The sequence below is a fragment of the Gimesia fumaroli genome, from assembly GCF_007754425.1.
GTDB lineage: Bacteria > Planctomycetota > Planctomycetia > Planctomycetales > Planctomycetaceae > Gimesia > Gimesia fumaroli.
Map to the genome: position 1 here is coordinate 938961 of NZ_CP037452.1, position 14624 is coordinate 953584.

At 48.4% G+C, this 14624-nt stretch carries 11 protein-coding genes; 7 read left to right on the forward strand and 4 right to left on the reverse strand.

The window, feature by feature from the left end:
* Positions 1 to 56 precede the first annotated feature (56 nt).
* From lpxC to Enr17x_RS03700, 3 genes are all read left to right on the forward strand, one after another.
* Positions 57 to 938 carry a UDP-3-O-acyl-N-acetylglucosamine deacetylase gene (lpxC, locus tag Enr17x_RS03690; protein WP_145305978.1) on the forward strand — a complete coding sequence of 294 codons (882 nt, stop codon included), beginning with the start codon at positions 57 to 59 and terminating at the stop codon, positions 936 to 938.
* Between the two features lie 84 nt (positions 939 to 1022).
* Positions 1023 to 1889: an acyl-ACP--UDP-N-acetylglucosamine O-acyltransferase gene (lpxA, locus tag Enr17x_RS03695; protein WP_232100938.1), complete on the forward strand. Its 867-nt coding sequence runs from the start codon at positions 1023 to 1025 to the stop codon at positions 1887 to 1889.
* On the forward strand, positions 1886 to 2962 hold the full coding sequence (locus Enr17x_RS03700) for a Gfo/Idh/MocA family protein (protein WP_145305981.1): 1077 nt from the start codon (positions 1886 to 1888) through the stop codon (positions 2960 to 2962). The genes lpxA and Enr17x_RS03700 overlap by 4 nt, the downstream gene beginning before the upstream one ends.
* A 26-nt stretch (positions 2963 to 2988) precedes the next feature.
* Here Enr17x_RS03700 and bcp read toward each other — a convergent pair whose 3' ends face one another.
* A complete protein-coding gene (bcp, locus tag Enr17x_RS03705) occupies positions 2989 to 3474 on the reverse strand; it encodes a thioredoxin-dependent thiol peroxidase (RefSeq protein ID WP_198000952.1) in 486 nt (161 codons plus the stop codon).
* Between the two features lie 181 nt (positions 3475 to 3655).
* Positions 3656 to 5161: an endo-1,4-beta-xylanase gene (locus Enr17x_RS03710; protein ID WP_145305983.1), complete on the reverse strand. Its 1506-nt coding sequence runs from the start codon at positions 5159 to 5161 to the stop codon at positions 3656 to 3658.
* A 274-nt stretch (positions 5162 to 5435) separates the two neighbouring features.
* Between Enr17x_RS03710 and Enr17x_RS03715 the strand changes: the two genes are divergently transcribed.
* The 3 genes from Enr17x_RS03715 to Enr17x_RS03725 all read left to right on the forward strand — a co-directional run bounded on the left by Enr17x_RS03715 (position 5436) and on the right by Enr17x_RS03725 (position 10525).
* On the forward strand, positions 5436 to 6326 hold the full coding sequence (locus Enr17x_RS03715) for a phosphoribosylaminoimidazolesuccinocarboxamide synthase (RefSeq protein ID WP_145305985.1): 891 nt from the start codon (positions 5436 to 5438) through the stop codon (positions 6324 to 6326).
* 223 nt (positions 6327 to 6549) lie between these two features.
* Positions 6550 to 8019, forward strand: coding sequence for a serine/threonine protein kinase (locus Enr17x_RS03720; RefSeq protein WP_145305987.1), 1470 nt, complete (start codon positions 6550 to 6552; stop codon positions 8017 to 8019).
* A gap of 94 nt (positions 8020 to 8113) precedes the next feature.
* Positions 8114 to 10525 carry a carboxylesterase family protein gene (locus tag Enr17x_RS03725; protein ID WP_145305989.1) on the forward strand — a complete coding sequence of 804 codons (2412 nt, stop codon included), beginning with the start codon at positions 8114 to 8116 and terminating at the stop codon, positions 10523 to 10525.
* 17 nt (positions 10526 to 10542) lie between these two features.
* On the opposite strand, the gene Enr17x_RS03730 is transcribed toward Enr17x_RS03725, so the two are convergent.
* Entirely contained in the window at positions 10543 to 11709 is a 1167-nt protein-coding gene (locus Enr17x_RS03730; RefSeq protein WP_232100939.1) for an SGNH/GDSL hydrolase family protein, read from the reverse strand.
* Between the two features lie 267 nt (positions 11710 to 11976).
* On the opposite strand from Enr17x_RS03730, the gene Enr17x_RS03735 reads away from it, so the two are divergent.
* Positions 11977 to 12954, forward strand: a complete 978-nt coding sequence (locus Enr17x_RS03735; protein WP_145305993.1) for a ThuA domain-containing protein — start codon at positions 11977 to 11979, stop codon at positions 12952 to 12954.
* A gap of 66 nt (positions 12955 to 13020) precedes the next feature.
* On the opposite strand, the gene Enr17x_RS03740 is transcribed toward Enr17x_RS03735, so the two are convergent.
* On the reverse strand, positions 13021 to 14580 hold the full coding sequence (locus tag Enr17x_RS03740) for a TrkH family potassium uptake protein (RefSeq protein ID WP_145305995.1): 1560 nt from the start codon (positions 14578 to 14580) through the stop codon (positions 13021 to 13023).
* Positions 14581 to 14624: the final 44 nt, after the last annotated feature.

Here is a 14624-nt window from a genome sequence, read left to right on the forward strand (position 1 = left end):
CTTTTTGCGATTGTTTCAGCGCAGCAGATAGTATCCCGTCATCGAAGGAGTAGGCAATGCGAACTCGAAATCAGAGAACGCTGGCCAGATCATTAGAATGTACTGGGGTTGGGATTTTTACCAACTCGGATGTTAAAATTCGATTCTGTCCGGCTCCGGAGAATCATGGAATTCAGTTTGTCCGAACGGACCTTGCTGGTTCAAAACCGATTCCGGCTTTAATTGAATATGCGGTATTCAAACAGAGACGGACTGCAATTGAATATCAGGATGCATCGGTCGAAATGATCGAGCACGTCATGGCTGCACTCGCGGGATTACAAATCGATAATTGCCGCATCGAGATCAATGCTCCCGAAGCGCCTTGTTTCGACGGTTCTTCACAGGAATTGTCTCTGGCTCTGCTGGATTCAGGCATCGTTGAGCAACCGTTTCAGCGAGAATTGATTTGTATCGAACAGCCTCTAACCGTTGAAAACGAATCGGGAAGCTTTATTCAGGCCAAACCGTTGAATCGGTCGGTTCTGGCGATTGGTTATTATCTGAATTACGGTGAAGATTCGCCTGTAACGCCACAGTGTTTGACGCTGGAAATTAATCCTGAAACCTGGATGAATCAACTGGCTTTTTCACGAACTTTTGTTCTGGAAGAGGAAGTCGAAGCAATGCGTGCACTGGGATACGGTCAGCGTCTTTCAGCAGAAGATTTACTGGTCCTGGGGCAAGAGGGACCTGTTGGAAATGAATTTCGAACACTTGATGAATGTGTTCGTCACAAAATATTAGATTGTTTAGGTGACTTCGCCTTGATTGGATGTGACATGCATGGATATTTCAGTGCGCATCAATCGGGGCATGCTTTAAATCGAGAGTTAATCAAAAAAATTAAATCGACGCACCGTTCCACTCTGTCTGAAACAGTATGGAAGGTTGCCTGACATTGCAATTTTCGGCTGCTGAATGGCAGTCATTTATTCACACTCTGGTACGTCATTGACTGCAGACTTTTAGGGATGTCGAACATGCCGACAAATATATCAAATCTTTCCTATGTCGACCCTAAAGCGGAGATCGGGGAAGATGTTACGATCGGACCATTTTGCCATGTTGGTCCTCATGTAACGATTGGAAGCGGGACGGTATTGCAAAGTCATGTTTCCATTACCGGGCATACCACGATCGGAGAGCGAAATCGATTTTTTCCCACATCGGTCATTGGTGCAGAGCCACAGGATGCAGGATATAAGAATTCTCCCACCAGATTAGAGATCGGTGATGATAATCTGTTTCGGGAAGGTTGCACCATTCATCGCGGCGCAGAAAAAGAGGATCACCGTACTCGTATCGGGAACCGGAATACATTTCTCTGTAACTCTCATGTAGCGCATAACTGTCGGATTTTTGATGATGTAACACTAGTCAATGGCGTCTTACTTGGCGGCCATGTGCATGTGCATGATCGGGCGATTGTTTCCGGTAATACCGTCGTGCATCAGTTTTGTACTGTGGGGACGTTGGCCTTTGTCAGTGGTTCTGCACGGGCGACTGTGGATGTGCCTCCATTTATGATATGCACCGGTGCTGATGATTTCCGGGTTCGGACGGTGAATATTGTCGGTATGCAACGCGCAGGGATTTCTGAGAATTCTGTTGCCGTTATCCGCCGGGCACACCGACTGTTTTATCGAAAAAATAAGAAACTGGATGAAGTAAAAGACATCTTCAGCCAGGAACTGGACGGGGTGATGCCGATGGCATTGCAGACCTTGTTCAACCATTTTGAAGCCATTCAAGGAAGTAAAGCCGGCCGAGGCCGCGAAGAAGCAGCGCGCAATGCGAAATATGTTCCTGAAGAAAGCGAACAAAGTTCAACACGGAGAGCAGCATGAGTTTAATGAATGTAGCTGTAGTCGGGGTCGGTGCCTTAGGACGTCATCACGCCAGAATTTTAGCCGGTCTGGAAGGAGTGAATCTTTCAGCCGTAGCGGATACAAATCCGGAGCAAGGCCGGGCAGTTGCCGAACAGCATGGCAGTCGCTGGGTTGCCGATTATCGCGAATTGTTCGAGGGAATTGATGCGGTTTCTTTGGCCGTTCCGACTCACGTGCATCTGGCAATCGCCAGTGAGTTTTTATCCCGCAACATTCCGGTTCTGGTGGAAAAACCGATTGCCTGTAATCTTGAGGAGGCAGAAGAACTGGTGCGGATTGCTGAAGCACATAACACTTTGCTTCAGGTAGGGCATGTCGAGCGATTTAATCCTGCGACGCAAGCAGCATTCGCGCGTTGCGCGAACCCACGTTTTATTCGCAGCGAACGCGTCAGTCCTTATACATTTCGATCTACTGATATCGGCGTGATTCACGATTTGCTGATTCATGATATTGATCTTGTGCTGTCTCTTGTTGACTCAGAAGTTAAAAGCGTCGAAGCCTTTGGCGTTTCAGTCATGGGAGAGCACGAAGATGTTGTTCAGGCTCGCTTACGCTTCCAGAATGGCTGTATCGCGGACCTGACTGCCAGCCGAATTTGTCCTACCGCCAAGCGGGATATGCAGATTTGGGGTGCCTCGGGGTGTGTGACCGTTGACTTTACCAGTCGCGAAGTGACCTCGTATCAACCATCAGAAACGCTGCTCTATGGAACGCCGCCACTGGAGCGTGCAAGAAAAGCAGGCGCGAACATTGAAGCGTTGAAACAGGATGTGTTTGGCACATTTTTGAAAGTCGATTCGCCCGATGTTTCTTCGGCAGATGCATTAACGGCTGAATTGAGCAGTTTCGTTGAAGCAATTCGAACTGGAGCCGAGCCCCTGGTCGGAGGCCCACAGGCGCTTCAGGCGATGCAGATTGCAGAACGAGTGCTGGAGTCGGTGAACAGCCACGAGTGGGATGGAAGTCAACAGGGAGCAGTAGGTCCGTTTATCCAGTTTCCTGCAGAACAACGCCGAATGGCTGGTTAATCCAACCATTCGGAGTAAAAGTGAATTCAGTCGAGCTCTTTCAGAGCTTCTGTGACTTCTTCAGCGTGCCCTTTGACTTTGACTTTCGGCCAGGCAGCAGCAATTTTTCCATCCTTATTAATCAGGAAAGTGGAACGCTGAATGCCCATGTATTTTTTGCCGTAGTTCATCTTCTCAACCCACACGCCGTACTTTTCGGCAATCTCATGGTTTTCATCGGAGAGCAGGATGAAAGGGAGATCGAACTTAGTTGCGAACTTTTCGTGTGACGCGACGGAGTCGGGACTGATCCCCAGAATCACGGTGTCATTTCGTTTGAATGTGGCGACTCGATCCCGAAAATCACAGGATTCGGTAGTGCATCCTGGGGTATTATCTTTGGGGTAAAAATAAAGCAGCACATTTTTCTCACCCTTGTACTGGCTCAAGCGAATTTTTCCTTCGGGGTAAGCGGGAAGATAAAAAGCAGGAGCACGTTTGCCAACTTCAGGCACTTTGCTTTCAGCAGCCATTTCAGAATCCTTCAATTAGTGGGGGAAGACGGAATCGAATCCGTCGGAATTTACGTGGTGAAAACATCCTGAAGAGAGATCAGGTTTTCGGATTAACAATGCTTCACGCAATTACATACTAGCAGGCAGTCAGCTAATTTTCGACTGAGAGCGGCTTTGACCGGATCGGGAAAGTCTGAATTCAGGATCGCCAGTACTGCTGGTGATACTTGGTGATGGTTTTCAAGGCGGGTTTGGCCTGGCCTTCGGAGTTGATCAAGCCCGAGTGGGGAAAACGACGTGCATCCTGATCTCGAAAACGGGACCAGTACACGCCCGTCACAGCAGGTTTAGCCAGAAGCAGGGGAAGATACAGGTCAATCCATTCCGCCTGGGCTGCTTCGCTCCAGTCTGTTTTCCACTGGCCTGCTTGTACTTTAGATATGCTCTTGTTTTTCTCATCGATGATCGAGTCATCACTGGGAAATGCCAGCGTGAGATGTAAAGGCAGATTGAGCGCACTCCATTTATCAATCAGTTTTGAGATATCCAGCAAATCATGGTGATGGGAACCATTGGGGTAGTAACCAATACTGAATTCAAGATCGATTCCGGAAAGGCCGACGCCGAGCCGATCAATTGCATCCACAAATTGCATGGGGGATAACTGATGCTGGCCTTTAGCCAGATAGTCGCCCCACGGTTGTTCCACCCGAATAAAGCACTGAATGGAATCGTCGGTCTGTTTGGCAACTTCGATTGCCCGTGCGGTTAATGTTAAGCGCGTTTCTTCGTTGAGGCCAAACACGCCGCCGGTATTCATGGCGGAAACCAGAGTCCAGGTCCGGATACTGCCGGTGTACCGCGTGATGGCCGTTTCGATGAAATGCGAAATGATGCTCTGGAAGTTGACCATATCCAGCTTCCAGGACTCAAGCCAGTCGGGTAGACCATGTGGAGCAAAGTCGAGCAGACATCCGCCACGAATCAGAAGATGGTTCTTTTCGCACCAGTCAACCTGCTGGTCGCATAAATCCCAATTCTGATCTCCTTCAAACTGTTCGATCAATTTCCAGTTAATCAGATCAGTGTTCGCGGCGTCAAAGGCCTGGCAGATCTGCCGGGTTTCCTGTGAATTGGGGACAAACTCACCCAGGTTACAGCCCAGTGACACAGGCAGTTTCAGAGATTGTGCGCGTTGATGCAGAATCATCAATCGCTGGCGCGCATAAAGTTGCACCAGCATTTCGGCTGCAGCATGTGCTTTCTGTAGAGCGACTCCCGCCAGATCTGAGCATTCTTCCAGTTTGTCCTGGTTAACCGCAGCTTTCGAGAACGCAGAGAAGGCTTCGTCGTGTAGTTTCCAGAGTTCTTCAGGAATGTTCAAACCGGCGATTTGCCAAACACTGAGTTGGTCTTTGAGTGTGGAAATTTTTCCGCGGGCTAACTCGAGGAGCAGAACATAAGGTTCTTCCCGTTCTGAGAGGGAAGCTGTTCTGATGACAGGTCGGCCGAAGTCGGTGATTTTCCAGACTATATTCAATTTGCAGCTTTGTGAGGTCTGTCGGCGAAACGTCAGCAGATTCCCGTCCACTTCAACACGCGTGGGAAAAACCCGACCATCAACAGCGTTCAGATAAGCACGATGAAGATCAGACCAGTCTTCAGGTAGTTGTGAGGGTGCAATTAAAAAACGCAAGTTGCCCATAAAACGGGTCGCAATCGTTATCTGATTTTTTGAGAAAGTTGTTAACTTCAGGCCTTACCATCCATTATCGCGTTTAAGGAGCCGCAGGCAAGTGTAGACTCGTATGTATGTACATTGTAACGAGATACGTGACTGAGTAAGCAGGAACCTGACGATCACTCATTTTGTATGGGATTTGTCGGTTATGATTTGTCGTCAATTGTTTAGCAGGCGGCTTCTCGGTAAACTTCCAGTGTTCAAATTCATTGGATTTTAATCATGGTGGTCTTCGTTTATGGCTTCTGCAGCTCTTATTGAAAGTTCGCTTTCCGGAATTCCCGTCAAACGGGGTAAAGTTCGAGATGTGTATGATTTTGGGGACCGATTACTGTTTGTCGCCACAGATCGTATCAGTGCGTTTGACTGGATTTTGTCCCCTGGCATTCCGGATAAAGGGCGGGTATTAACTCAGATCAGTCGGTTCTGGTTTGAACGATTTGAGTCGGTTTCCAATCATTTACTGAGCATGAATCCGGCTGATGTACCACTTCCCGATGATGCTGATCTGGAGGCGCTGAGCGGTCGCTGTATGGTCGTTCGAAAAACAGAAGTAATTCCCTTTGAATGTGTTGTTCGCGGTTATCTTTCCGGTTCCGGCTGGAAAGATTATCTGGCGACGGGCGCCGTCTGTGGAATCGATCTACTGGAAGGTCTGCAGCAAAGCGATCAGCTCCCAGAGCCACTCTTTACCCCGGCAACCAAAGCGGAAACAGGCCACGATGAAAATGTTTCCTTTCAGACTATGAGTGATGCCATCGGTCAGGAACTGGCAGAAAAACTACGTGACTTGAGTATTCAGATTTATCAGCAGGGATCCGAATACGCACAGCAGCGAGGCATCATTCTGGCAGATACAAAATTTGAATTTGGGATTCTGGACGGCGAACCGATTCTGATTGATGAAGTTCTCACACCTGACAGCTCTCGTTTCTGGCCGGCCGACCGCTATCAACCGGGAGGGGCTCAACTGTCACTGGACAAACAGTTTGTACGTGACTGGCTGGAGACGACTACGTGGGATAAAAACAGCCCGCCTCCTCCACTGCCTGAAGAAATCGTGTCCAAAACACGCGAGAAATACTTTGAAGCATACAAGATGTTGACCGGGAAAGAATGTACCTGGTAGACCGGTTGCATTTCTTCGCTGGTTTGACAGGAAATTATGGCTATTCTAGAGGCTTCTGTTTATACTGGGCGATGCAGGTTTTTACGAATCCGGGGCAGAGTTTCCGTTGTCCCCGGTTCATTATTTCATTTCTACTACATCCTGCAAGCTGAAGTGAGTTCTGCACTTATATTCTTTATTAATACCTGGTTTTTTTCTGCGGGCTTAACAGGAGAATGGAACAATGTCTTCATCAGAAGCCTCACCTCAAAAAGGGGCATCATCCGCGAATAAGATTACTCATCTGGGAGAGTTTCGGCTGAAACGCAAGCTGGGTGCCGGTGGTATGGGCGATGTCTATCTGGCCGAGCAGGAGAGTCTGGATCGTAAAGTAGCGATCAAGACTCTGAAGAAAAAGTTCGCCAACGACCCGAAATTTGTAGAGCGTTTTTATCGTGAAGCGAAAGCGATGGCCAAGCTTGACCATCCCAATGTGGTCCGCTGTTATGCTGTCGGGGAGGATCACGGATTTCATTATGTTGCCATCGAATATATCGATGGCAAGAGCATGCAGGACTGGATGGATGAGCTCAAACAGCTTTCCATTGGTGATGCCACATTGATTATTCTGGCCTGTCTGGATGCGCTTTCACATGCACATGAGTCAAAACTGATTCATCGCGATATCAAACCCGACAATATTTTGGTGACCAGTAAAGGCGTCGTGAAGGTAGCTGATCTGGGGCTTGCCAAAGCCGTTGATGAAGATAACTCAATGACCCAAAGTGGCACGGGACTGGGGACGCCCCTTTATATGCCTCCCGAGCAGGCAAGGAATGCCAAGCATGTCGATCATCGGACGGACATTTATGCCTTAGGGGGAACTTTTTATAACTTCCTGACGGGCAAGTTTCCATTCAGTGGCGATACGGCTCTGGAACTGATCATGGCTAAGGAGTCTGGGAAGTTTGAGTCCGTCCGCAAGCTTAATCCGGAAGTACCCGAGAAACTGGATCTGTTAATTGAAAAGATGATGGCCAAAAACCCGGATCATCGATTTAAGAATTGTGCCGAGATTATGTCTTTGTTGGAAGACATGGAATTGGAATCGCCGTCGTTAAGCTTTATCGATGGTGAGGCTGCGTCTGGAGCACCACGAGTCCGTCGCAAAGGCAAAAGCAAAGTGTCATCCGCGGCTGCTCCCAAGCGAAGTAGTGGGCATGAAGTTTCGTCTGCCAAAGACGCGGAGCGATCAACCAGCAAAAACAAGAAAGAGGTTGTGGAGCAACGAGTCTGGTTCATTCAACATCAGAACGCAGCCGGCAAAACGATCGTCAGCAAAATGACGGTTGCCCAGATCAAGCAGGGAGTGAAAGCCGGTGTGATTAATACGACTGCCAAAGTCAAACGCACCGCCGAGGGGCAGTTTATCGGGCTGGCACAGTGTCCGGAATTTGATTCGGTCATGCAGGTCCGCACAATCAAAGACAAAGCTGATGCGCGTGCGACAAATATGCAGGATAAAATCAACGAAATCAGTCGTGATTATGACCGCAGGAATCGTCGCCGATTTTTTAAGAATCTGGCAGAAGGGACCTGGGGCTGGATTACCCTGATTATTTACCTGGGGGTCATAGCCGGAATATGCTACCTCGGTTATCTGTTTATTCCGGAATTATGGCGCTGGATTGCCGTAAAATTGAATTTATCCTGATTTTTTACCAATGAACGGATTCGGGATGCGTAGGTAAATCACAGGGGCTTACTATTTCTCAAATTCTGACTGTCGGTATGTCGATGAATTCTGTATGACTGTACGATTATTTCCTGAATCCGTTAACTGTTTTTATTGTGCTACTTTGAGTCTGAGAAGAGCGAGTCTCGCCGCACTGGTTTTCCTGCTCTTGATCGGACTTGGGTTCGTACCTATAGGGGCAGTCCAAGCCGGGGAAGTGGAGCTGAAGCATGGCACCATCATCCGCGGTGATCTGGCACCGATTCTTGGCCTCACGGATAAGTTAGCTGCCAGGATTGAGGGTGACATTGTTGATCCGCGCGAGTCATCGCGCACGTTCACAGGGGCACCGATAATCCTGGTCGATAACGGGATGATTCGCTATTTCGTTTCTCGCAGGAATGTGGAGCGATTCAATCTGAACCAGGAATTTTTATCCGAGCAGGAGATATTCCCACTCAAACAGCAGGTGACCGGTCGCGGACAGATGTTAAAAACCGTCGGCTCATTCATTGATGTGACCGATTTTGACAAGTTCGGACGACGAACAGTGACTCTCAGTACGAATAAAGGGAATCTGGCATTACTGCAGGGAGTCACCGAGATCACTCCTCGGTATTTGAAAGTGACCGGCCTCAAGCATCAATGGGATCTGGGAATTCGAACGACCTCTGTGAAAGAAGAAGTTCTGGCGGCGATGTTGAAACAAGCCATTGATCCGCTAGACCCGAATGAACGGATCGCCATCGCTCGGTTTTATATTCAAGCGGGCCTGTATCTTCCCGCAGCCCAGGCATTTGCGGATATCGAACAGGATTTTCCTGAGTACAAAGATAAAATTGCAGTGTTTGTGAAAGACTTACGCACGCTGCATAGTCAGCAGTTGCTCAATGAACTTCAACAGCGGCGCAAAGCCGGTCAGCATCAATTGGCACAGGAGGCGATTGCCAGATTTCCGACGAATAACGTCAGCCAGTCCATTCTAAGGCAGCTTCGTGAAGTCGAAGAAGATTATCATAAACGGCAAGAACAGATCGAGAAAGCACAGTTCCGCCTGGGAGAACTCGAAGCTGAGATCAAGGATGAGAAGACCAAGAATCTGTTACAGGCTTATCGCCGCGAGGTCATCACTCAGCTCAATTTTGATTCCATCGATCGATTAGCTGCCTTTCTGAACCTGGAAAGCGATGATTCTCTGTCTGCTCGAGAAAAACTGGCGATTGCCTATTCAGGTTGGATTGTCGGATCCGCGCGTGTGGTGACCGACTTGGATACGGCACTCAATTTGTGGACTGCACGGGCACAAGTGCTGGAATATTTGCGCAACGAAGATGAGCATGAACGCGATTTCATGATTGAAACGCTCCAAAAGCTGGAAGGTGTTTCGACGGAAGTGGTCAAGCAGATGATCCCTCTTTTGCCACCCATTCTGGATGCGCCCGTACGCAAGAATGATGATGCCTTTACGATTCAGGTGACCAATCCCGGTGCGGAAGTCCCGGTTTCTTACTCGGTCTTATTGCCGATTGAATATAATCCGCATCATAGTTATCCGATGATCGTTGCACTGCACCCTTCGCACAAGACAGCTCAATTTGAGCTGGGTTGGTGGGGGAAGTACAAAAACGGTCCTGGTCAGTCACAGCGCCGTGGTTATATTGTGATCTCACCAGAGTATCTTCAGAAAGATCAGAAGGATTACGAAGACAATATCACGGCACACTATGCCGTCATCCAATCTATTCGCGATGCCCGGAAGCGTTTTAATGTCGATTCCGATCGCGTGTTTCTTGCCGGACATGGTACGGGGGCGGATGCGGCTTTTGATATCGGCATGTCACATCCAGGTTTGTTTGCCGGCGTGATCCCCATTGCAGGAAAAACCAGCGCTTTTAATCTGCACTACTGGCAGAATGCAAAACATTTGCCCTGGTATATCGTGGGAGGCGAACTCGACCGCGATACGCTGGATCATAATTCGCTGGTTGTCAACCGGATGATGCGATATGGACACGATGTGATTTACGCCGAGTATATAGGGCGGGGTTATGAACATTATTACGAAGAAATTCATAACCTGTTTAACTGGATGGAGCTGCAGCAGCGACTCAAGTATCCGAAAGAGATCGAAGAAAATATTCTGCGTCCGATTGATAATCGGTTTTACTGGGTACGTACCGAAGAGCTTCCTCCGCAGATCATGCGGCCGGTTGTCGTTAAAAATCAGCGCATTCGAGTCAGGCCGGTATCACTCAATGTCAGTGTGAAAGAGGGGAATGTGATCTACGTCAGATCGGGAGGTAAGATCAACACGCTTTGGCTTTCTCCTGAAATTGTAGACTATGAAAAACGACTGGTTGTGCGGATCGGCGGCAAACAGAAGTTTAATAAATTTTTGCGTCCGGATATGAAAGCGATGCTGGACGATTTTCGCAATCGGGGCGATCGACAGAAACTGTTTGATGTCCGTCTGGATTTCTTTTAAGCCGAACTTTGTTGTGCTCAGTTACCAGCAAAATACATAATTCGCGCGGCATGCCCTTTTCCGGATGATTTCTCACTCAAGTGGATTTTCGCATGGTGCTTGCCCGGTTTTAACTCGCTGTTAAAGACGACTGAACGCGGGTAGTGCAAACCCTTGCTGTATTTGTGATACAGGTCAAAGGATTGAAACGGGCTTCCATCAATGCTCACTTCCAGGGTTCCGGCATCAGGCCCAGCGACGGTAAAGACGCCTAGTGCAGTTCCTTCAAAATCGAGTTCCAGCTCTGCGCCGGCTTCTGTGGCACACAGCATGGGAATGCTGGTAAAGCGACTCCGTTTACTTCCGGGGATGGAATCCCAATCGGGGACTTCGATCGTCCAACCTGCATTCAGTTTCGCATTCTTAATGTCAATCAGTCTTCCGTTGCGAAAGCTGTAAGGGTCGAGAGGTTTTTCGGGTATCGTGTGTTTGCTGCGCGATCCTTGTTCCTGCCAGGCGTTTGTGAGCAGCTTTTCAACCATGGCAGCACAGATGGCGTTTCCAAATGGGGCCGGGTGTGTACCCCCGAATTGTTTCCAGGTCAGTTGATCGGCTTGTATGAGCTTCGCGACTTCACTGGCGAGATCGACGGTTGAAATCTGATAGTGTTCGGCGACACGTTCATGGCTGGAACTGGAGAGCGGCTTCCTGTTTTGTTGAATCGTTTCCAGCATGGAAGGATTCACGAAGTGAACCATCACAATGTCGGCACAAGGGTTGTGTTTGCGAATTTGTGCAATCACGCCCTCCATGCCTCGAATGGCGGCTGTTTCAGAATGGCCGGCGTCCTGGTCATCGTTGACAGCAAATTCGACGAAAAACAGATCAACGGGACCCTGGCTTAAGACATCACGAGTGGTACGGAAGGCACCTGTATTCGAACAGGTGGAAGAAATCCCGGCATTCGTGAACTGGAATTTGGTTTCCGGAAATGTTTTTTCCAGGAATTGGCAGACCATGGGACGGTAGCCATTCATTTCAGTAATTGAACCACCCAGAAACGCGACATGTCCGGTCTTCTCTTTTTCAAATTTCTGTCTACTGTTCTGATAACTGCCTCGCAGATGGACATTTTTGTCTGAAACGGCGGGGATTTTCAGAGCGGAATCGGCAAACAGATTTGTCTTGAGCGAAAACAAGATCACTAGGAGGAATCCGGCAATCAGACATGTCTTTAGTGTGTCATTCTTCATGTTGCTGTGAAACTCGATAAAAGGAGCCAATTTGGAAGGTGTTTTGAAATCTGACAGATTTTTGATGATTCCAGCATGCCTAATCTATGGGGCAAGGTCAAGAGTTCTCCTATTCAACAATTGAATTCGGGTCCCCTGTTTCGATACGATAGAGGTTGAATCGAAGTGAACCGTCATGCTTCATACATAGAAAAACCCTCAGCGTTGGCAGGAGTATTCATGAAACCGTTGTCTTATCTCTTGATCTGTTTTTCCTCATTGTTATTGGGGGCGATGTTTGTGACAGAAACGCAGGCTGGTGAGAAGCCTCACGTCGTATTTGTAACCGGTGATGACGAATATCGTTCTGAAGAATCGATGCCGATGCTGGCAAAAATATTGAAGCGGGATTATGGATTCGACGTGACGATCTGTTATTCACTCGATGAAGATGGCAATATTGCTCCAGGAAACCAAAAATCAATCAGTGGTCTGGAAGCACTCGATGACGCAGACCTGATGGTGCTGTTCACTCGTTTTCGGGATTTACCACCTGAGCAGTTCCAGCATTTTTTAAAGTATGTCAAATCAGGAAAGCCGGTTGTTGGTTTCCGAACTGCAACGCATGCATTTCTGTTTCGTGATCCGAAGAGCCCTTTCAAGGATTGGAACAATGAAAAGATCGCTGAACTCGTGGGCCAAAGATGGATCACACACCATGGTCATTTTGGGGATGGTCACGAATTTTTGACTGAAGTCACTATTGATGATGATGCCAAAGAGCATCCGATTCTGCGAGGCGTGAAACCGTATAAAGCTTACTCCTGGTTGTATCACGTGCATGGCGGCAGTGAAGGTCATAAGCTGGCGGGTGACAGTAAGCCTCTTCTGATCGGGCATTCGCTAAAGTCAAATCACCAGATGAAAGGCAACTTGGATAAATTTCCGATGACCAATCCCGTTGCCTGGACGAAGACATACAAAGGAGAAGACGGGACCAAGGGGCGTGTCTTCTTTACTACAACGGCACATCCCTTTGATTTCAAAGATTCCAATGTGCGAAAATTGTCGCTGAACGGAATTTTGTGGGCACTGGGGATGGAAGATCAAATTCCAACCCAGGGAGCCAAGACGGATTTCGTTGGAGAATATGAACCAAATAATTCCGGGACGGGACCAAAGAAGTATAAGACGGGTCAAAAACCTGAAAAGATTTGATAAAGTAAATCACAATCAATGGAGATAGTGAGCACGAGTCTGAAAGAGATTCGTGCTCTTTTTAGATCAGTAGTTTTTCCAGAAGGATGGAACAAACAGCACGAGAATCGCAAACAGTTCCAGTCGACCTAACAGCATCAGAACGGTCAAAATCACTTTTCCTGTCAGGGTAAAGTCAGCATAGTTTTCTGTGGGACCCAATTCGCCGACACCCGGACCGATATTATTCAGGGTCGCGACCACGGCACTGGTACAGTCAATCAGTTTCTCCGGTTTATTCTTTTGCCATTCCGTATTCGGCTCGATGGCCGTCAGTAACAGGCTGCTGAAGATGAAAATTACCAGGACCAGACTGAAATAAACGGTGACATCGTTTCGTATGCTCTGTTCGATATTGGTCTCGCCGAGTCGAACAGGGCGAACCACATTCGGGCGGAATGATTTTTCGATTTCGAGCCAGATGATTTTCGCAAAGAGGACGAATCGAATGACTTTAATGCCACCTGCTGTCGAGCCGGCACAGCCGCCGACAAACATCAACAGCAGCAATAACATTTTGGAAGATTCGTTCCAGGTATCGAAGTCGCCGGTTCCATAGCCGGTAGTAGTCATGATCGAGACGGCTTGGAAGCCGGCATAACGCAGTGCGTCAGGCAGGTTATCGTAAATCTGGTTTCGCATCAGGTTGTAGGTCAGAAACAGAATTGCGGAGCCTAGAATGATCAAGTAGGTACGAAACTCAATGTCGTTTCTCAGTGGAGCGATGAAGTGTTTCCAGGAACGGTCCTGCGAGCGAATATTTTTGAGTGAAAGAAAATAAAGCGAGAAGTTGGTGCCGGCAGCAACCATAAAGGCGGCGATCGTAAATTCAATTAGCGAACTGTTAAAGTAGCCGACACTGGCATTGTGCGTGCTGAAACCGCCGGTTGCCATTGAGCCGAAGCTGTGACAGAATGCGTCGAACACACTCATGCCTTCCAACCAGAGGATCAATGCCAGGACGAGTGTAAAAGAGACGTAGATGGTCCACATGACAATTGCCGATTCACGCACGCGCGGTCGCACAGCTTCACTTGTGGGACCGGGGACTTCGCGTTTCATTAACGCCTTTCCACCCGCACCCAGATGGCTCAGAATTGCGACGAACAAAACGATGATTCCCATGCCTCCCAGGCAATGAGTAAAACTGCGCCAGAATAGAACCGAACGGGGAACCAGTGCTGGGTCTTCCAGTTCACGCAGCACGGAAGCCCCGGTGGTCGTGAATCCCGAAATCGATTCGAACAAGGCATCGGGAATGGTCATTGGGATATTTGGTGTGACCATGGTCCCGGAAAAAAGAAAAGGCAGGCAGCCGAGAATTCCGGAATAGATCCAGCTCAGTCCGACAATTGCCAATGCTTCTTTTCGCAGGATGGTGCCATGTTCATTGCGACCGACGAGATATAGAATGGAGCCAGAGACAACACTGCAGGCGATGGCACCACAAATGCCCCAGAAGCCCGCGGATTCGAATTCGGCGGTTTCACCAAAGATCGGAAATGCCCAGGGGAGACTGAAGACCATTGAGGCTCCGACCAGCATTCCCACAAGACCCAATAAACGACAAAGAAGCAACCAATTCATTATATTTCAACTTATTGAATCTGTACGGAATTGAACGACTGGAC